Raw genomic sequence first — 18,468 nt, 5'->3', positions numbered from 1 at the left:
GCGCCAACCCCCATCACCCACACCAAACCCACGAGCGACGGTTACGCTAAAGACTCCTATGGCGCGCAATAAGAGAGAGGACCCGCCCATGGCACTGGAACACCCCGTCGACGCCACCCAGACGTCTGCGTGGAAGGCCCTGCAAGAGCATCACGACAAGCTTCAGCACGAGGGCATCAGCCTCAAGCGCTGGTTCGCCGAGAACCCGGACCGCGTGCCGTCGATGACCTTCGACCTCAACGACCTGCGCTTCGACTTCTCCAAGAACCTCGTCACCGACGAGACCCTCTCCCTGCTCGTCCAGCTGGCCAAGGACGTGCACCTCGAGGAGCGCCGCGACGCCATGCTCGCCGGCGTGCACATCAACACCACCGAGGACCGCGCCGTGCTGCACACCGCCCTCCGCCGCCCGGCGGACCAGGTCGGCACCGTGATGGTCGATGGCCAGGACGCGGTCGCGGACGTGCACGAGGTCCTCTCCCAGATCTACGCCTTCGCCGAGAAGGTCCGCTCGGGCCAGTGGAAGGGCGTCACCGGCAAGAAGATCGAGACCGTCGTGAACATCGGCATCGGCGGCTCGGACCTCGGCCCGGCCATGGCCTACGAGGCCCTCAAGCCCTACGCGGACGCGGGCATCACCGCGCGCTTCGTCTCGAACATCGACCCCAACGACATCGCCGAGAAGACCAAGGGGCTCGACCCCGAGACCACGATGTTCATCATCGTCTCGAAGACCTTCACCACCCTCGAGACCCTCACCAACGCCGGCGAGGCCAAGGCCTGGCTGCTGAGCGGCCTCGAGGCCCAGGGCGCCATCGACGGCAGCGAGGCCCAGGCCAAGGAGGCCATCGCCAAGCACTTCGTGGCCGTCTCGACCGCCCTCGACAAGGTGGAGGCCTTCGGCATCGACCCGGCCAACGCGTTCGGGTTCTGGAACTGGGTCGGCGGCCGCTACTCCGTCGACTCCGCCGTGGGCACGATCCTCGCCGTGGTGCTCGGCCCCGAGCGCTTCCAGGACTTCCTCGCCGGCATGCACGCGATGGACCACCACTTCGCCACCGCGCCGCTCGAGCAGAACGTCCCGGTGCTCATGGGCCTCATGAATGTGTGGTACGTGGACTTCTTCAAGAGCTACAGCCACGCGGTGCTGCCCTACAACCAGTACTTGAGCCGCTTCCCGGCCTACCTGCAGCAGCTCACGATGGAGTCCAACGGCAAGTCGGTGCGCTGGGACGGCACGCCGGTCACCTGCCACACCGGCGAGGTCTTCTGGGGCGAGCCGGGCACCAACGGCCAGCACGCGTTCTACCAGCTGCTGCATCAGGGCACCAGCATGATCCCCGCGGACTTCATTGCATTCGTGAACACGCCGAACCCCGCGCGCGAGAACGGCCAGGACGTCCAGGAGCTCTTCCTGGGCAACTTCCTTGCCCAGACCAAGGCCCTCGCGTTCGGCAAGACGCCGGACGAGGTGCGCGCCGAGGGCACGCCCGAGGAGATCGTCCCGGCCCGCGTGTTCCAGGGCAACCGTCCCACCACCAGCATCTTCGGCGTGAGCCTGACGCCGTTCGCGCTGGGCGAGCTCATCGCCCTCTACGAGCACATCACGTTCACCGAGGGCACCGTGTGGGGCATCGACTCCTTCGACCAGTGGGGCGTGGAGCTGGGCAAGCAGCTGGCCAAGCAGATCACGCCGGCCCTCTCCGAGAGCGACGAGGCCCTGGCGGAGCAGGATCCGAGCACCCAGAGCCTGATCGAGTTCTATCGCGAGAACCGCGTCTGGTAGCCGCGCCGTCAGCACGTCTGTGAGCCCCGGGGCTGCGAGCCGGCCCCGGGGCCTTTTCGTGCCCTGACGGAAGGGCGAAGGGCTTGCGGGCGCTCCCGAGGAACCGCCAGCGTGGAGGTCGGGGCTTCCGGGGCGCTCCATTGCCGGACACAGTTCGTGCCGTCTGGCAACTGTGCGTATGGCTCACGTTTTGAATGAGAACACGGCACCTTTGCCGTGGTCTAGGGCGCGGGCGGGGTGCACCGTGGCTCGACACCTTATGGATGCCGTTAATCGCGCCTTGCAGTTTTAAGATTCTGATTCAACAGTGGGAGGGTCATTGAAGCCCCGGTGGGGCTACGGAGAGGCTCGCCGATGACCCAGGCACATCAGATCAAAACCGGAATGACCCCGAAAAGATCGGGGGGAGGGGCGTCTATGCCCTGTCCCCGGCCCGAGCCTCTAAGGGACCGCGATGACGGGGCGGCCCTCTGCCTTTGGCCGACGGCTCGCGGGGGTGCTCGACGCGCGCGGGCTCAACAAATACGACGTGGCCGAACGGGCGGGCGTGTCCAGGAGCTCCATGATCTCGTACCTCAACGGCTCGCGACGGCCGTCGCGGGAAACGGCCGAGCGGCTCCGAGCCGTGTTGGGCTGCTCCGAGGAGGAGCTGCCGGACCCGCCCGGTGCGCGTCGGCATGTCTCAGAGACGCCCCGCCGCGTGCCGGACCACGAGGCCTTTCTCGCCTCGTTCGCCAGGCGTTTGCGCGCGGTCATGGACGAGCGGGGCCTCTCGGTGCACGGCGTCGCGGCCCGGTGCGGCATCTGCGCCCCCATGGTCTCACGGTACGCCGCCGGGCTGCGCGAGCCGCGCGCGTCGAGCCTCGCCGCGCTCTGCCAAGGGCTCGGGGTGTCGGCGGATCGGCTGCTCGGCATCGAGACGCCGGATGCGCTCGCGGACGGGCTTGCGGACCGGCTCGCAGACCGGCTTGATGAGTCGGTCCGGTCGGTGGTCGGCGGGGTCGACTCGTTGGACGAGGCCCAGTGCGCGATGCTGCTCGAGGCGCTCAACAGGAACCGTGGTTGAAGCCGTTCGGGGGCCGCGTCCCGTCCGTGGGCGCGCCGTCGCGCGGGGCGCTGTGTCCGGCCAATCGCGTCTGCGTTCAGTCGGTCTCAGGGTAGAATCCATCCCGGCAGACACCGACATCAGATGCAACGGCCGCGAACGACGGCCGAGAAGCCCCAATCGAGAAGAGGCACTGTGGCAGAGAATGAGACCCCCGCGACCGAGACCGTTTCCACCGGCATCGCACTGACCCCGCGCATCCTGGCCGGTATGCTGACCGGCGGCAACGTGCTCGGCGTCAACTGGGCGGCGCGCTTCGCGCAGATCGGCGACGGCGACGTCTTCGAGAACGCGTACATCCCCACGATCAAGGGCTCGCTGGGCCAGGGCGGCGACGACATCCTGGCCGCGCTGCTCCCGCCGCAGATCCTCTCCGAGATCACGGCCAACGAGGCCGACATCGACAAGATCCGCGACGGCGTGTGGCCCCGTGAGCTGCTCGAGACCGTCACCGCCCAGATGGCCGAGGACGAGGGCGACGCTTGCGAGGAGATCTACGCCCGCTGCCAGGCCCTGATGAAGAACGCCAACACCGTGGTGTTCCACTTCAACGCCAACTACATCATCCACATGCTGTCCGTCGCGAACCTCGACAGCCCGTACGTGCGCAAGGCGGTGCAGCTGTACGAGAAGTTCGCCGACACGGACGCCACGGGCGCGCTCTTCGGCCTGTTCATGCTGGCGCTGCTCGGGCCCGTGGGCTTCGACAAGGTCACGGCCCGCATCCTCGCCGACTGAGACACTGTAAAGAGACGAGATCGTCGCATCCCACGCCGCGAGACAGTTCAAAGAGACGAAAGTGTCTCATCGATGCCGTGAGACAGTCCTGTCTCTTTAGATTGTCTCACGGCGTTTCGTTGAGAACAAAAGTTCCTTTGCGCTGGCCCAGGGCCGAGGCTCGTGCTACCGTAAAGCCGCAAGACACGCAATCACGGGAGGCGCCGGTGGCGGAGTGGCAGACAGCCGAGCAGGTCGCGCAAACAACCGGCGTACCGGTGGCCACGCTGCGACGCTGGGGCAAGTCGTCGCTCGTCAAAACGCAGCGCAGCACCCGGGGCACCCGGCTCTACCAGCCGCACGAGGTCGCGACCGTCCGCGCCAAGCTCGCCGGCGAGCCGGACGACACCCGCTATCGCGTGCTTCTGGGCAACGGCCGCGAGCGGCCGGAGCAGGTGCTCCCGCCCGCCGAGACGCTCCCCGTCACGTGCATCGACCTGTTCGCCGGCGCCGGCGGCACCGCGCTCGGCTTCCACAACGCGGGCTTCCGCCACGGGCTGCTCAGCGAGTTCGACCCCGCCGCGGCCGCCACGCTGCGCGAGAACTCCGAGCGTCTCGGGCTGGGCTGGAACATCGCGGAGGGCGACGTGCGGAGGCTCGACTTCTCGGGCCTTAGGGCGGACGTGATCCAGGCGGGCTTCCCGTGCCAGGCCTTCTCGTACGCGGGCAAGTCCATGGGGTTCGAGGACACGCGCGGCACGCTGTTCTTTGAGTTCGCGCGCGCCATCGAGCAGGTGCGGCCGGCGGTGGCGGTGGGCGAGAACGTCCGCGGCCTCGAGAAGCACGACGGCGGCCGCACGCTCACGACGATGCTCAACACCCTCGACGAGCTGGGCTATCGAGTGGCCTACCGCATCCTGCGCGCCCAATACCTCGACGTCCCCCAAAAGCGCGAGCGCCTCATCATGATCGCCGTGCGCAAGGACCTCGACGCGCCGATCCTCTTCCCCCAGGAGCGCGACTACCTGATCTCGCTCCGCCAGGCCTTGGACGGCGTGCCCGAGAGCCCGGGCCAGCGCTATCCCGAGAAGAAGCGCCGCGTGATGGAGCTGGTGCCCGAGGGCGGCAACTGGCGCGACCTGCCGGAGGGCGTCGCGCGCGAGTTCATGGGCGGCTCGTGGACGCTGCCGGGCGGCCGCACCGGCATGGCCCGCCGCATGGCCTGGGACGAGCCCTGCCTCACCCTCACCTGCGCGCCGGCGCAGAAGCAGACCGAGCGCTGCCACCCCTCGGAGACGCGCCCGCTCACCGTGCGCGAGTACGCTCGCATCCAGACCTTCCCGGACGCGTGGGACTTCCAGGGCAACCTCGCGCAGCAGTACCGCCAAATAGGCAACGCGGTGCCGGTGAACCTCGGTTACCACGTGGCCCGCTGCGTTCTCGCGATGCTCGGCGCCGTGCCCCGCACGGACGACATGCTCGAGGCGTGAGCCGCCCGGCCGCCCCCGCAAACCAAGACACTAGTCACGGCACCTTGGCATAACCTAGAATCCTGCAACGTTTGCGCACCCCTTTGCCCAAGGAGCCCCATGGCCCGTCCCAAGAACCAAACCCCGGAGACCCCGGAGACCGACGCCGAGTACACCGCCACCTACGAGCTCACGAGCCTCATGACCGAGGAGTGCATCTCGCTCATCACCCCCGGCGGCGCGTCCAACCCGCCGTACCTGGCGTCCGCCGGCGTCCTCGTGGTGCTGATCCTCTACATCGTGATCATGGGCGACAGCGCCAACACGCTGGCGTGCCTCGCCGGCGCGGGCATCGCGTTCGCGCTCATCTATATGGGCTCCCACTATCGCGAGTCGCAGCAGAAGCGCCTCTACAACAACGGCCTCGACGCCGTGCGCCTGCCGAGCGACCGCCGCCGCTTCACGGTGAACGTCTGGAGCGACCGCGTGGAGGTGACCGACGGCTTCGGCGAGATGGAGGCCTACCCGCTCACCGACGTGAAGAAGATCCTCTCGAGCGACCAGATGATCGTCCTCTCGATGAAGGACGGCGGCCTCGTGATCATCCCGCGCAAGGCCCTCTCGCTCCAGCGGTTCACGGCCTGCAAGGCCCTGCTGCAGGAAGCGACGGGCAAGTCCCCCAAGCACTAGCGACAAGAAACCGGGCGCCCCGCCCGACCTCAGCGAAAGGACCCGTGTGGCCTCCACCAAGCAACGCAAGCGCAAGAAGAACGCCATCGAGCCCCTGATGCCCCCCGGCGTCCCGAGCGACGCCCTCTTCGTCAACCGCACCGAGCTCACCAACGCCATCGTCAAGAAGGGCTGCTCCATCACCGTCTCGAGCGTGCTGCGCGTTCTGTACTTCGCGATCGGCATCCTGATGGGCATCGCGGCCGTGGTCGGCCGCGTGTTCTTTGGCGTCGACACCCTCATCACCGTGCTCGTGCTGCTCCTCGGCCTCATGACCGTGTGGCAGGGCTCGCGCCTCCCGATGGAGAGCGCCCGCTCGATGATCAGCCAGCTGATGAAGGCCGAGAAGCAGAACCCCGAGGCCCGCACCCGCGTGACGTTCGCCACCGAGCAGGCCTTCGGCGTCGTGATGCCGGACGGCACCGCGCGCACGTTCCCGTGGGGCGACTTCTCGCGCGCCGTCGCGACGATGGACGTCATGTGCCTCACCACCGCGCAGCAGTCGGTGCTGTTCATCCTCGACAACAAGGGCTTCCTGCGCGGCACGCCGGGCGACTTCGCCGTGTTCCTCGCCGAGCACATCGCGCCCGAGGACCGCAACGGCTTCCAGAAGTGGTGCGACAAGACGTGCCGCACGCTCGACAACTGGTCGTCCATCCAGCAGCAGAAGAAGGCCGAGCAGGACGAGGCAAAGGCCGCGAAAAAGGCTGCCAAAGAGGGCGCCAAGAAGAGCGGCAAGGGGCCCCGCGCATGAGCGACCGAGCCGGCGCGCCCGTCCCGCGCCCTTCCGCGCCCGCCCCGTCCGCCGGCGACGTGCGCTTCGAGTCGACGTTCTCGATGGACGACGCCCTCTTCCAGGAGTACTTCGACGCCCGCGACCGCTCCCTCAACAGGCGCGACGGCCTTGTGTGGTCCGTCGTCTTCGGCGTCGTGATGCTCTGCTACATCTGGGGCACCGTCAGCGTGTGGCTCATGACCCCGTGGGGCATCGTGTGCGGGCTCGTCATCCTCGCCCTGCTGGTCTACGGCATCGTGCTGGCCGTCACCGGGTTCACGCTGCACTGGCCTCGCCGCTCGTGGGAGAAGACGCGGCGCCACTACTTCGCGCGCCACGGCTCCCCGAACGGCGAGCCGTTCACGCTCCGCACGAGCGCGTGCCTCTCGGAGGTGCGCGCCTGCGTGCTCCGCGACGGCCGCCCCAAGGAGTCCATCGCCAAGCGCTACCAGCAGTTCTCGCACGTGGAGGTCACCGAGCGCCTCGTGGTGCTCGTGGCCGGCGACGTGGAGGTGGGGAGCATCCTGCACAACCTGTTCTCGAGCAGCTACGCCGAGCGGCTCGAGCAGCGCGCGGACCTGGAGGACATGGTCTTCTCCAAGGCCGACCTCGCGGGCGGCACCCCGGATGAGCTGGTGGAGTTCCTGCAGCGCAAGCTGGGCCACCGCGCCTAGGCACAGGCGCCGCGCGGCCCCGTTGTGTTTCCCTCCGTTAAACGCAGTTCCGCGGCGGGTTGACGCTTCTCGGCCCGGAGGGGTAGGCTCCCCATCAATCGAATAGCTCGTCAAACCGATGAAGCGGAAGTAAAACCGAGTCCCGGCACCTACAGAGAGCTCGCGCGGCTGAGATGCGAGCGGTGGCCCCTCGGCATAATGGACCCGCTGAGGGCGCGGAGAAGCAGCGACGCTGCGGAAGCCGCGACGGAAGGCCCCGTTACCGGCCAGGGAGTGTCAGCTCCCGTAAAGTGGGCAACACACCGTTGCCAATCAAGGTGGCACCGCAGGCAATTCGCATCCACGAAGCGCTTGTCCTTGAGTCTCATCCAGACCAGGGGCAGGCGTTTTTTCATGCCGCGCCCCACCGGGGCGGCCGACCCCGGAGAAAGGAGCACCACCATGCAGCTCACCAACCGCCGTCAGTTCCTCTCGATCATGGGCGCCTCCGCCGCGAGCCTCCTTCTGGCCGGTTGCGGCAACTCCGGCGGCTCTGCGGACGTCACGGACACCACCGCCACGGGCGACACCACGGGCGACAAGAGCGCGCCGGTCAAGATCTGCTTCGTGGAGGTGGTCGAGAACGACGCCTTCGTCACGATGATGAACGGCTTCAAGGACGAGATGGCCGCCCAGGGCTACGACAACGTGACCTACGACGTCAAGAACGCCCAGGGCGACACGAGCACCCTCAACCAGATCGCCGCCGGCCTCAAGGGGACCGACTACGACGTGGTGGTTCCCATCGCGACGCCCGGCGCCCAGGCCTGCGCGAACGCCGGCCTCACGCAGCCGATGATCTTCATGTCGGTCACGGACCCCGTCGCCGCCGGCCTGATGGACGACCTCAACGCGCCGGACAAGGGCATCACCGGCACGTCGAACGTCTCGGACGTGCAGGCCATCTTCGAGTTCGGGCAGAAGCTGAAGTCCGACATGCTCGACCACAAGGTGGGCGTCCTGTACTGCTCCGGTGAGAAGAACGCCGAGGTCACGGCTAATGCCGCCGAGGAGTACCTCAAGGACAAGGGCTACGACGTCGTGATCAAGACCGTCTCCAATAGCTCCGAGGTGCAGCAGACCGGCGCCCAGCTGGCGAGCGAGGTGGGCTGCATCTACGTGCCGGTGGACTCGGTGGTGCAGTCGGCCATGACGCAGCTGACCGACACGGCCACCAAGGCCGGCGTGCCCGTGCTCGGCACCGACCCCGTGATGGTACAGTCCGGCGCGCTCGAGTCGGTGAGCTGCTCGAACACGACGCTCGGCGCCAAGTCCGCCGACATGGCCATCGAGTGCCTCAACGGCAAGAAGGTCGAGGACATGCCGGTCGAGGTGCTGGCGAGCGACGACTACGCGGTGAACAAGGCCACGGCCGAGGCGCTCGGCATCCCCGTGTCCGCCGACGGCGACTATCGCCTGATCGGCTAGCCTGGACGCTTCGGAGAGAGCCATTTGTCCGCACCTGGACGCTTCGGTCAGAGCCGTTTGTCCAACCGTGGACAATAAGCTCTCTCCGAAGCGTCCGATCCATGAAAGGAACCCGACCTCCCCATGACCCCGCAAGTCTTCTTCGACGCCGTGACGCTCGGCTTTGAGTACTCGCTCCTTGCCGTCGGCGTCTTCATCACGTTCCGCATCCTCGACATGGCGGACCTCACCGTCGACGGCTCCTTCGGCCTCGGCCTGGCCTGCTCGGCGGTCCTCACCGTCGCGGGCCACCCGGTGCTCGGCCTCGTCGTCGGCGCCATCGCGGGCGCCTGTGCCGGCTGCGCCACCGGCCTCCTCATCACCAAGGCAAAGATCAACCCGCTGCTCGCGGGCATCATCACGATGACCGGCCTCTACTCGGTGAACATCTACGTGCTCGGCGCGCCCAACGTGAGCCTGCTCGGCGTGACCCGCGTGTTCGACCCCATCATCGAGGCCACCGGCCTCCCCGACGACGTCGTCAAGATGGGCCTCGTCGTCCTCATCGCTGCTGCGGCCGTCGCGATCCTGGCCTGCTACTTCCACACCGAGAGCGGCCTCGCGGTCCGCGCCGTCGGCGACAACGAGGAGATGAGCCGCGCCAGCTCCATCAACACCGACGCCATCAAGGTGGGCGGCCTCGCCCTCGGCAACGGGCTCGTGGGCCTCACGGGCGCGATCCTCGCTCAGTACCAGGGCTTCGCGGACCTCTCCAGCGGCACCGGCATGGTGATGGTGGGCCTCGCGAGCGTCATCATCGGCGAGGTCTTCGGCGGCCACCGGTCCGTCACCTGGGGCCTTGCCTGCGCGGTGATCGGCTCGGTGGTGTACCGCCTGATCATCCAGTTCGCGCTCGCCATCAACCTGCTCGACGCCAACGCGCTCAAGCTGGTCTCGGCCGTTATCGTTGCCGTCTTTATGGCGCTCCCGGCCGTGCAGAAGGCCATGAGGGACCGCTCGACCCGTGCCGCCGCCAGAAACGTGATGGAGCGCCTGTTGGCCGAGGACGCCGAGGCGCTCGTGGGCGCCGGCCAGAAGGAGGCCGCCAATGACCGATAACAACGCGACCCCCACGCTCGAGGTCCGTGCCCTCTCCAAGACCTTCAACCCCGGCACCACCGTCGCGCACCGAGCGCTCGACGGCGTGGACCTCACCCTCGCGCCCGGCGAGTTCGCGTGCATCGTGGGCTCCAACGGCGCCGGCAAGTCCACGCTCTTCAACGCGGTGGCCGGCTCCGTGATCCCCGACGCGGGGCTTATCCGCATCGCCGGCAAGAACGTCACGTTCGACCCGGACTACCGCCGCGCCCGCTGCCTGAGCCGCGTGTTCCAGGACCCCCTCAAGGGCACCGCCCCGCACCTGACCGTGGCCGAGAACGTCTCGCTCGCCCTCGGGCGCTCCCAGAAGGGCGCGTCCTTGCGCTTCGCGATGCGCAAAGAGAAGCGCGACCTGATCCGCGAGCGGCTGGCGACGCTGGGCTTCGGCCTCGAGGACCGCATGGACGTCAAGGTGGGCGCGCTCTCCGGTGGCCAGCGCCAGGCGGTCACGCTGCTCATGGCCACCATCGGCCAGCCGCACCTGCTGCTGCTGGACGAGCACACCGCCGCCCTGGACCCGGAGGCCACCGAGCGCGTGCTCCAGCTCACGGACCGCGTCGTGCGCGAGCAGGGCATCGCGACCCTCATGGTCACGCACGACCTCGGCGACGCCCTGCGCTACGGGGACCGCACCCTCGTGATGCACGGGGGCAAGATCGTCGCCGACGTCTCCGGCCCCGAGCGCGACGCGATGGACGTGGACGGCCTGCTCGCCCTGTTCCGCGCCTCCGCCGGCGAGGACCTGGCCGACGACAAGGTGCTGCTCAAGGCCTGACGCCTCAGCGCCCCTCCCGCCGCGAACCGAGAAGAACCGCAGCGCCAGACCTCTGCGCTGCGGTTCTTCGCGTCAAGGGCGCGCCGGTGCGCCAAGGCCTACTCGCACACGAGCGGCACCGAGCAGAACGTGCGGCAGTCCACGTAGCCCTGGTTGGTCAGCCGCAGCTCCGGGATGCAGGCCAGGCTGATGCCCGACAGCGTCATGAACGGCGACGGCATCTGGCAGCCCATCTCCTCCCACACGCGCTCCAGGGCGCCCACCTCGTCGGACACCTCGGCCACGTGCTTGTCGCTCATGAGGCCGCACGCCGGCAGCTCCACGAGCCCCTTCACCTCTCCGTCGACCACGGCCACCTCGCCACCGCCGCAGCTGATCAGCGTGTTGGCGGCCAGCGCCATGTCGCCGTCGTTGTCGCCGATCACCACGAGGTTGTGCGCGTCGTGCCCCACTGTCTGCGCCAGCGCCCCGTGAACGCCAAAGCCCCTCACGAACCCGGAGCCCCAGGTCCCGGTCGCGTGGTGGCGCTCAAAGACAAAGGCCTTGAGCAGGTCGCGCTCCCGGTCCGCCTCGAGCAGCCCGTCACGCACCTCCATCGGCACGAGCAGCTCCTTCGTGATGGTCTGCCCGGGCGTCACCTCGATGGCCCGCACCGTCACAGGGCCATCCGGCAGCGTCTCACCGTGGGCGTCGCGGGCCGGCACCGCAAAGCTCTCCGGCGTGATTTCGCTGCCCACGTTCATCGTCGCGGTCATGAAGTCCGGCCACGAGAACTCGTCCAGCTCGAAGGTCACCGCGCCGGCGTCCGCCACCAGCTCGCCGTCGATCCACACCTTGAGCGCGCGGAAGTCCGTGAGGTCCTCCCACAGCACGATGTCCGCGCACTTGCCCGGCGCGATGGACCCGAGGTCGCTCTGCTGGCCGAAGCACGTGGCGGTGTTGATGGTGCACATCTGGACCGCCGTCACCGGGTCGAGCCCGAGCGCCACGGCCTCGCGCAGGTTGCGGTCCATGTGGCCGTCGGCCATGAGGGTGTGGGGGTGGTTGTCGTCGGTCACGATGCAGCAGAAGCGCGTGTCCAACGAGCCGTCCGCCACCGCCGGCACCAGGTCCGGCAGGTTGCACCACGCTGAGCCGCCCCGCAGCTGCGCGTACATGCCCAGGCGCATCTTGGCCAGCGCGTCCTCGGGCCGCACCGACTCGTGGCAGGCGGAGACGCCGCTCGCGATGTAGGCGTTGAGCCCGCGGTCCGTCTCCGGCACAGCATAGTGGCCGGTCACCGTCTTGCCGTCGGCCAGGGTCGCGGCGACCTCGCCCAGCGCGTTCTCGTCGCCGGCCAGCACGCCCGGGAAGTTCATCATCTCGCCGAGACCCACGCAGCAGTCCCACGCCATGGTCTCCTCGACGTCGCGGACGTCGATGCTCGCGCCCGTGTCCTCAAAGCCCGGCACCGCCGGCACGCAGCTGGGCGTGGTGAGCATGGCCTTGAGCGGGGTGCGGCGCGCGTCGTCCATCATCACCGAGACGCCGCGGAGCCCGCGCACGTTCGCCACCTCGTGCGGGTCCATGTAGATGCCAGTCGTGCCGTGGGGGATGACGGCCCGAGCGTACTCGGAGACGCCCACCATCGCGCTCTCCACGTGCATGTGGCCGTCGAGCAGCCCCGGCGTGGCGAAGGCGCCCGCGGCGTCCACCACCTCGGTGTCCGGGCCGATGCAGTGCTCGGCCGACGGCCCCACGTAGGCGATGCGCCCGGCCGCGACGGCGATGTCCGTGCCCTCGATGACCTCGGCCGTGTTGACGTTGATCCAGCGGCAGTCGCGGATCACGAGGTCGGCCGGCTCGATGCCCTGCGCCACCTTCACGAGCGTCCCGTGGCACTCCCAGAGCGGCGTTTTGCAAAAGGTGTTGATCATGGGGCGCCTCCTTGGCGGTCCGGTGCGGTCTCAAGGCATTGTTCAACGATTCTAAAGAACGCAGGGACGCCCGTGCCGCACCCGAGCGTCCCGATGGCGCAAGCGGCGTTTCGGTTATCAGGGGACGCAGGCCCTTCTAGGGATTGCACGGAAAACGGCGGCGCCCCGGGTCGCACCGCACGGCCGTGTATACTGGCCACGAGCGCGTTGAGCGGGTGTGGGCGACGTCATGTCCCGAACCTGGTCAGGACCGGGAGGTAGCAGCCATAAGGGGCCTCTGGCGGGCGCCCGCATCCGCCCAGCGCACTCAAAAAGCCCCCCGAGCGGGGGCTTTTTTCTCCAGCGCCAGATCCCGGAGGACCCATGGATCTGATCAACTTCCTTGTCACGTTGCTCCAGGACCCCATGGGCGTCATCCAGGGATGGATCGCCCAGGGCCCGATGGTCGCTGTGGGCCTCATCTTCCTTGTGATCTTCATCGAGACGGGCGTCGTCGTGATGCCCTTCCTCCCGGGCGACTCGCTGCTCTTCGCGGCCGGCGTGCTCTGCCACGGCGCGGCCGGCGAGGTGCTGCCGCTCTGGGAGCTGCTCCTGTGCGTGTGGGCGGCCGCGATTCTCGGCGACCAGTCCAACTTCATGATCGGGCACTTCTTGGGCCGCCGGATCGTCGACAGCGGCAAGATCCGCGCCCTCACCCCCGAGCGCATCCAGGAGTCCGAGAACTTCATGGCCAAGTGGGGTGGCCTCTCGGTCTTTCTCGGCCGCTTCTTCCCGTTCATCCGCACCTTCGTGCCGTTCCTCGCCGGCATGGGCGGCATGAGGTGGCACCACTTCTTCGGCTTCAACGTGCTGGGCGGCATCGTGTGGTCGAGCCTCTTCACCCTGCTCGGCTACTTCTTTGGCACCATCCCCGCCGTGCAGGAGCACTTCGAGCTGGTGGTGGTGGGCATCGTGGCCGTCTCGGTGGTGCCGGCGATCGTCGCCGCGGTCAAGGCGCGCATGAAGTCCAAGCGCGCCGCGGCTCAGCCGGAAGAGGTCGAGGACTAGCCGCGCTGGGGTCCAGCGGGTTCAGGCTGGTCCTTTAGTTTTGCAGGGATCGTTGACGGGGCATCTCGCGGCAGCGCCGTGAAATAACAAGGGACACCGCTGGTACAAGTCCGATAACAGCGCGCCCTGCAACCTCCCTTCTCCTCAGATATGGTCGCAGGCGCTCGGGGCCCGTCGAGGCACCGGCCCCGAGTTCCACGCATGCCCTCTCCTCGCAGGGCGCGCCCACTCGGCCGGACGGCCCTCTCCGCCGTCGGTCAAAAGGCGCTCTTCCCGGGGCGCCTTTTTCCGAGGCTTCGGTAGTTTGTGTGACAAGGGGCTAGCCTAGGCGGCAACGCTCTTCGCTCCCTTCACGCCCTTCTTCCTCGCCTTCACCGGGCGACCCGGGAGCTGGGGCTGGCAGTCGCCGCACCTGAGCATGAGCAGGGCCACGAGGTTGTCGGTGTTGCGGAAGCCGTAGCCCATCCTCACCGTCACCTTGATCTTGTTGTTGATGGCCTCTACGCGCCCGTTGCTGATGCCGAGCTCGACTGCGGCGATGATGTCGTCGCGCCGGCGGCGCACCTTCTTCTCCACGGCGACGACCTTGGCGATCTTGCAGTAGGCGGCCCTGTGCATCCAGTCGTCGAGCAGCTCGGCGGCCTCGGAGCCGTCGGCTGCCCGGAAGACGGCCCGCAGGTCCTCCTTGAGCTCCCAGGCCCCGACCAGCCGCGAGCCGGCCCTCTTCTTGAGCGCCTCGAGCCTCGCCCTCTGGCCGTCGGTGAGGTCCTCGGGGTTCTTCACGAGCGCGTAGCGGCTGCCCTTGATGGAGGCCGCCTCCTCCTCGAGCGCCCTGACCTCCTCGGGCGGCAGCTCGCCTTTGGCAGGCCTGCCGCGCTTGCCCTCGGGCCTGGGCCTGGCGGCCCTGGCGGCGGCCCTGGCGGCGTTCCACTCCTCGCAGCGCACGGCGTCGAGCGCGTCGTTCATCCACTGGACCACGTGGAAGGGGTCCATGACCCACCTCGCGTTGGGGCAGCGGCGCTTGACCAGCTGCCTTATCCACCTCGCGCCGTCGGCGGTCACCACCTCTACGGCGCGCCTCTGCTCGCGCGTGAGCTCGTCGAGGAACAGGTTGAGCACGTCCTTGCCGGTGCCCTCGTGCGCCCAGACGAGGCAGCCGCGGTCGTGGTCGACGACCACCGTGACGTACTTGTGGCCCTTCTTGTACGACGTCTCGTCGATGCCGATGCGGCGCACGCCGCCGAACCTCGAGGCGCCGCGCGCGGCCTCCAGCTCGGCGTAGACGCGCCTGCACACGCCGCCCACGCCGTGCCACTCGACGCGGGCGAGCTCGGAGACCGCCGGGGCGGTGCAGCGGACCGCCAGCCACGCCACCCAGTCCTCGAAGTCGCGCGTGAAGCGCGCCCCGTGCCGCGCCCAGGGGACGGCCTCGGTGCGCACGCCGTGCTCCGGGCAGCGCACCCTGCAGGGCGCGTACTCCAGGTAGCAGGCCGAGCGCGCCAGGTCCATCGCCCTCCACAGCCTGGGGGCCCCGCGGTTCGCCATGTCGTAGAAGTCGCAGGCCCTGCCGCATACGGGGCAGCGGCGCTGCTCGCGCTTGTAGGGCCGGACGCTCACGACGATGCGCTCGGCCTCGATGCGCGCGCCCAGGACGACCGTGCGGGCCAGACCGAGGGCGAGAAGCAGCAGACTCTTCATGCGCCACACCTCTTCGGTTGTCTGAATTTGGCTTAGCAGTCATAGGCGGATGACGCGGAAACGGCCCCTCCCGGGGCCGTTTCAGTTCCAGATCGTTGTTTTCGCCCGCTGAGCTGGGCCTATGCCGGAATCTCTCCCACAGAAACCACCGAAGAGCCCTTTTTCCTGCCCTGCCGCGCCCCGGCGGCGTGCGCGCTCGGTCGCGCCCGGAGGCCCCGCCTATACTGAAAGGCCCATCCGGACGGGAGGCCCCATGGAATCGCTCTACCGCACATACCGGCCCCAGACCTTTGAGCAGGTCGTGGGCCAGCGCCCGGTGGTCGCGACGCTGGAGCGCGCCGTCCAAGAGAACCGCGTGGGCCACGCGTACCTGTTCTGCGGGCCGCGCGGCACGGGCAAGACCACGATGGCCCGCCTGTTGGCCAAGGCGCTGCTCTGCGAGCAGGGGGAGGGGCGCCTGCCCGACGGCACCTGCGAGACGTGCCGCGAGGTGGCCCGCGGCGAGCACCCGGACGTCCACGAGCTGGACGCCGCGAGCCGCACCGGCGTCGACGCGGTCCGCGAAGAGATCATCGACCGCGTGGACTACGCGCCGGTGGCCGGCCGCCGCAAGGTCTACATCGTGGACGAGGTCCACATGCTGAGCACCGCCGCCTTCAACGCGCTGCTCAAGACCCTCGAGGAGCCCCCGGCGCACGTGGTCTTCATCCTGTGCACCACCGACCCGCAAAAGGTGCCGGCCACCATCCTGTCGCGCGTGCAGCGCTTCGAGTTCCATAGCATCTCGCAGGCAGAGATCCGCGAGCACCTGGCCTTCGTGTGCCAGCGGGAGGGCTTCTCGGCCGAGCCGGAGGCGCTGGACCTCGTGGCGCGCCACGCCCGCGGCGGCATGCGCGACGCGCTCTCCGCGCTGGAGCAGCTCTCGGTGTTCGGCGACGGGGCCATCACGGCCGCGGACGCGCGCGACCTGTTCGGCCAGGAGAGCGACGACGAGCTGGCGCTCATCACGGGCGCCATCGCGCGGCGCGACCCGGCGGCGCTGTTCGGGCTGGTGGCCGAGCGCTCCGAGGCGGGCCGCGACCTCACGGTGCTGGCCAACGAGCTCACGGCGCGGCTGCGCGACCTCTACGTGCTGAGCCTTGCCGGGGCGGCGCCCGGCGTGGTGTCCGGAACGTCGGACGAGGTGGCGGCCCTGGCCGAGGAGGCGCGCGCCTTCGGGTCTCCCGACCGGCTGGCCCGCACGTTGGCCACGCTGGGCGACGCCGCGAGCGCGATGCGCTTTGCGCCGAACCCGCGGCTCACGCTCGAGGTGGCCCTGACCAAGGTCGCGCGCCCGGCGGCGGATCTGTCGCTCGAGGGGCTGGCCGAGCGGCTCGGGCAGCTCGAGCGCGGTCTGGCGAGCGGGACGGTCGCCGTGGCGGCGGCAGCGAGCGTGGGGCCGGCCCCCGCGCCGGCGAGCGCTGCCGAGCAGCCGGCGGCTCCGGCTGCTGCCGACGAGCGGCCCGCGGGGTCGCGCCCGCAGCCCGCGCCGGTTTCGCCCGCCGTTGAGGACCGGCCTCCCGCCTCCGTGCCCCCGGCGCCCGAGCCCGTCACAGAGCCTGCGCCCCCAGCGCCCGTTCCCGAGGCGCCCGCTGCGAAGTCGGCGGGGGCGGGCCCGTCCCCGCAGCCTGCGGACGACGGCGACCTCACATCCCTGTGGCGCCAGGTGGTCCAGCGGGTCAGCGCCCAGGTGCCGATGCTCGCGATGCCGCTGGGCTCCACGCGGCTCGTCTCGGACGACGGCGCCACGCTCACGCTGGCCGTGGACGGCAACTCGGCTTTCATCAAAGGGCTGCTGCTGCGTCACGACGTGCGCGGGCCTTTGGCCGATGCAGTGAGCCACGTGATCGGCCCGCGCGAGGTGGTGACGCAAGGGGCTCCCAGCCCGACTCCCGCGCCCGCTGTTGCAGCAGCGCCAGCACCTGCGGCTTCAACGCCCGTCTCGGCGACAACGCCAGCGCCCGCAACGGCGCCAGCGCCAACGCCGACTCCGACTCCCGCGCCCGCGCCGGTCGAGCCGCCTGCTCCTGAGCCCGAGCCTCCCTACGACGACGCCCCACCCTACGACGACGTGCCGCCCGACCTCGAATCCTACGACGCCCCTTTCGCTGAGCCTCCCGCGCCGGTCGATGCGCCCACGCCGCCCTGGGAAGAGCCTCCCGCGCCCGACCCCGCGCCGTCCACGCCGGACGACATCGCATCAACGCCGCCCGCACCCGCGCCGCTGGATCCGGGCACCGAGGCCGCGCTCGGGGGCCTCGACGCCGCGCGCCGTGCAAAGGTCGAGGAGGTCCAAGAGGTGTTCCCGGGCGTGCGCGTGCTGGGCGTCGGGGCGCCGCCGGAGGATCCGCGCGCCAAGAAGTGAGCGCTCTGAGGGCCTCCTGTCCCGGACCTGCCGCAACCTCTAGAGTGAGTAGGACTCACGCGCCGTGCGGCGCACAGAAAGAAAGGCAGACATCATGGCGAAGAACCGCTACCCCCGCGGTAACCAGATGCCCGGCGGCATGGGCGGCATGAACATGAACCAGCTCATGGCGCAGGCTCAGAAGATGCAGCAGCAGCTGGCCGAGGCCCAGGAGAAGACCAAGGACATCAAGGTGTCCGCCAGCGCCGGCGGCGGCATGGTCAAGGTCGAGGCCACGGGCGAGATGCAGATCACGTCCATCCAGATCGACCCCGAGGCCGTGGACCCGGACGACGTGGAGCTGCTGCAGGACATGGTGCTCGCGGCCGTCAACGACGCGCTGACCATGGCCAGCGAGGCCGCGAACAAGGAGGTCGCGGACGCGACCGGCCTCGGTTCCATGGGCGGCATGGGTATCCCGGGGCTGTTCTAGGCGCACGTTTAGAGCAACGCGCAGGGGACCGCGGCCGATTTCGGCCGCGGGCCCCTTGTTTTGCGCCGCCGTTCCGCGCGAAGGCGCGCAAGCCCGCAGATCCACCCCGAATCGCGGTGCGTGGCACCCCGCACGCGCCGCCAACCCGCGCGAACACGCGCAAGCTCGCAGATTCACCTCGAAAGGCGGTGCGCCGAGAGCCCTAACCTGGCCGCGGGCCCCTTGTTTTGCGCCGCCGTTCCGCGCGAGCGCGCGCAGACCCGCAGGTTCGCCCCGAATCGCGGTGCGTGGCGCCCC

At 69.2% G+C, this 18,468-nt stretch carries 15 protein-coding genes and 1 other RNA gene; 14 read left to right on the top strand and 2 right to left on the bottom strand.

The genetic code is table 11. From position 1 onward, the window contains the following. The first annotated feature begins 88 nt into the window (after positions 1-88). From pgi to QJ043_RS03620, 10 genes are all read left to right on the top strand, one after another. Entirely contained in the window at positions 89-1,786 is a 1,698-nt protein-coding gene (gene pgi / locus QJ043_RS03665; RefSeq protein ID WP_283714006.1) for a glucose-6-phosphate isomerase, read from the top strand. Between the two features lie 454 nt (positions 1,787-2,240). Then, positions 2,241-2,852, top strand: coding sequence for a helix-turn-helix transcriptional regulator (locus QJ043_RS03660; RefSeq protein WP_283714007.1), 612 nt, complete (start codon positions 2,241-2,243; stop codon positions 2,850-2,852). A gap of 174 nt (positions 2,853-3,026) precedes the next feature. Then, positions 3,027-3,629 carry a hypothetical protein gene (locus QJ043_RS03655; protein WP_283714008.1) on the top strand — a complete coding sequence of 201 codons (603 nt, stop codon included), beginning with the start codon at positions 3,027-3,029 and terminating at the stop codon, positions 3,627-3,629. Positions 3,630-3,835: 206 nt separating this feature from the next. After that, on the top strand, positions 3,836-5,098 hold the full coding sequence (locus QJ043_RS03650) for a DNA cytosine methyltransferase (protein ID WP_283714009.1): 1,263 nt from the start codon (positions 3,836-3,838) through the stop codon (positions 5,096-5,098). Between the two features lie 99 nt (positions 5,099-5,197). After that, entirely contained in the window at positions 5,198-5,767 is a 570-nt protein-coding gene (locus QJ043_RS03645; protein WP_283714010.1) for a YcxB family protein, read from the top strand. A gap of 46 nt (positions 5,768-5,813) precedes the next feature. Further along, a complete protein-coding gene (locus tag QJ043_RS03640) occupies positions 5,814-6,560 on the top strand; it encodes a hypothetical protein (RefSeq protein WP_283714011.1) in 747 nt (248 codons plus the stop codon). Continuing rightward, positions 6,557-7,255, top strand: coding sequence for a hypothetical protein (locus QJ043_RS03635; protein ID WP_283714012.1), 699 nt, complete (start codon positions 6,557-6,559; stop codon positions 7,253-7,255). Before QJ043_RS03640 ends, QJ043_RS03635 begins: the two co-directional genes overlap by 4 nt. Before the next feature lie 441 nt (positions 7,256-7,696). Next, positions 7,697-8,722 (top strand): ABC transporter substrate-binding protein, encoded by a 1,026-nt coding sequence (locus QJ043_RS03630; RefSeq protein WP_283714013.1) that lies wholly within the window; start codon positions 7,697-7,699, stop codon positions 8,720-8,722. A gap of 123 nt (positions 8,723-8,845) precedes the next feature. Next, positions 8,846-9,820 (top strand): ABC transporter permease, encoded by a 975-nt coding sequence (locus tag QJ043_RS03625; RefSeq protein ID WP_283714014.1) that lies wholly within the window; start codon positions 8,846-8,848, stop codon positions 9,818-9,820. Then, on the top strand, positions 9,810-10,634 hold the full coding sequence (locus tag QJ043_RS03620; protein WP_283714015.1) for an ABC transporter ATP-binding protein: 825 nt from the start codon (positions 9,810-9,812) through the stop codon (positions 10,632-10,634). The genes QJ043_RS03625 and QJ043_RS03620 overlap by 11 nt, the downstream gene beginning before the upstream one ends. A gap of 98 nt (positions 10,635-10,732) precedes the next feature. On the opposite strand, the gene ade is transcribed toward QJ043_RS03620, so the two are convergent. After that, on the bottom strand, positions 10,733-12,550 hold the full coding sequence (gene ade, locus QJ043_RS03615) for an adenine deaminase (RefSeq protein ID WP_283714016.1): 1,818 nt from the start codon (positions 12,548-12,550) through the stop codon (positions 10,733-10,735). 208 nt (positions 12,551-12,758) lie between these two features. On the opposite strand from ade, the gene ffs reads away from it, so the two are divergent. Both ffs and QJ043_RS03605 read left to right on the top strand, forming a co-directional pair. Continuing rightward, positions 12,759-12,854: signal recognition particle sRNA small type (ffs, locus tag QJ043_RS03610), an RNA gene on the top strand. Positions 12,855-12,913: 59 nt separating this feature from the next. Next, entirely contained in the window at positions 12,914-13,597 is a 684-nt protein-coding gene (locus QJ043_RS03605; RefSeq protein WP_283714017.1) for a DedA family protein, read from the top strand. A 324-nt stretch (positions 13,598-13,921) separates the two neighbouring features. On the opposite strand, the gene QJ043_RS03600 is transcribed toward QJ043_RS03605, so the two are convergent. Further along, on the bottom strand, positions 13,922-15,295 hold the full coding sequence (locus tag QJ043_RS03600) for an ISL3 family transposase (protein WP_283722735.1): 1,374 nt from the start codon (positions 15,293-15,295) through the stop codon (positions 13,922-13,924). A 253-nt stretch (positions 15,296-15,548) separates the two neighbouring features. Here QJ043_RS03600 and dnaX point away from each other — a divergent pair, with 253 nt between their 5' ends. Both dnaX and QJ043_RS03590 read left to right on the top strand, forming a co-directional pair. Next, a complete protein-coding gene (gene dnaX, locus QJ043_RS03595; RefSeq protein ID WP_283713900.1) occupies positions 15,549-17,699 on the top strand; it encodes a DNA polymerase III subunit gamma/tau in 2,151 nt (716 codons plus the stop codon). 94 nt (positions 17,700-17,793) lie between these two features. After that, positions 17,794-18,171, top strand: coding sequence for a YbaB/EbfC family nucleoid-associated protein (locus QJ043_RS03590; protein WP_347177750.1), 378 nt, complete (start codon positions 17,794-17,796; stop codon positions 18,169-18,171). Positions 18,172-18,468 lie beyond the last annotated feature (297 nt).

The sequence above is a fragment of the Kribbibacterium absianum genome (assembly GCF_030067705.1).
Taxonomy (GTDB): Bacteria; Actinomycetota; Coriobacteriia; order Coriobacteriales; family Atopobiaceae; genus Kribbibacterium; species Kribbibacterium absianum.
The sequence above is the reverse complement of the archived record's forward strand: the minus strand, read 5'-3'. Positions and strand labels throughout refer to the sequence as shown.

Excerpts from the sequence above, each read along its gene's own strand:
- QJ043_RS03635 (WP_283714012.1), top strand. The coding sequence starts at position 6,557 with ATGAGCGACCGAGCCGGCGCGCCCGTCCCGCGCCCTTCCGCGCCCGCC.
- ade (WP_283714016.1), bottom strand. The coding sequence starts at position 12,550 with ATGATCAACACCTTTTGCAAAACGCCGCTCTGGGAGTGCCACGGGACG.
- QJ043_RS03605 (WP_283714017.1), top strand. The coding sequence starts at position 12,914 with ATGGATCTGATCAACTTCCTTGTCACGTTGCTCCAGGACCCCATGGGC.
- QJ043_RS03625 (WP_283714014.1), top strand. The coding sequence starts at position 8,846 with ATGACCCCGCAAGTCTTCTTCGACGCCGTGACGCTCGGCTTTGAGTAC.
- pgi (WP_283714006.1), top strand. The coding sequence starts at position 89 with ATGGCACTGGAACACCCCGTCGACGCCACCCAGACGTCTGCGTGGAAG.
- dnaX (WP_283713900.1), top strand. The coding sequence starts at position 15,549 with ATGGAATCGCTCTACCGCACATACCGGCCCCAGACCTTTGAGCAGGTC.
- QJ043_RS03620 (WP_283714015.1), top strand. The coding sequence starts at position 9,810 with ATGACCGATAACAACGCGACCCCCACGCTCGAGGTCCGTGCCCTCTCC.
- QJ043_RS03660 (WP_283714007.1), top strand. The coding sequence starts at position 2,241 with ATGACGGGGCGGCCCTCTGCCTTTGGCCGACGGCTCGCGGGGGTGCTC.
- QJ043_RS03590 (WP_347177750.1), top strand. The coding sequence starts at position 17,794 with ATGGCGAAGAACCGCTACCCCCGCGGTAACCAGATGCCCGGCGGCATG.
- QJ043_RS03630 (WP_283714013.1), top strand. The coding sequence starts at position 7,697 with ATGCAGCTCACCAACCGCCGTCAGTTCCTCTCGATCATGGGCGCCTCC.
- QJ043_RS03600 (WP_283722735.1), bottom strand. The coding sequence starts at position 15,295 with ATGAAGAGTCTGCTGCTTCTCGCCCTCGGTCTGGCCCGCACGGTCGTC.
- QJ043_RS03645 (WP_283714010.1), top strand. The coding sequence starts at position 5,198 with ATGGCCCGTCCCAAGAACCAAACCCCGGAGACCCCGGAGACCGACGCC.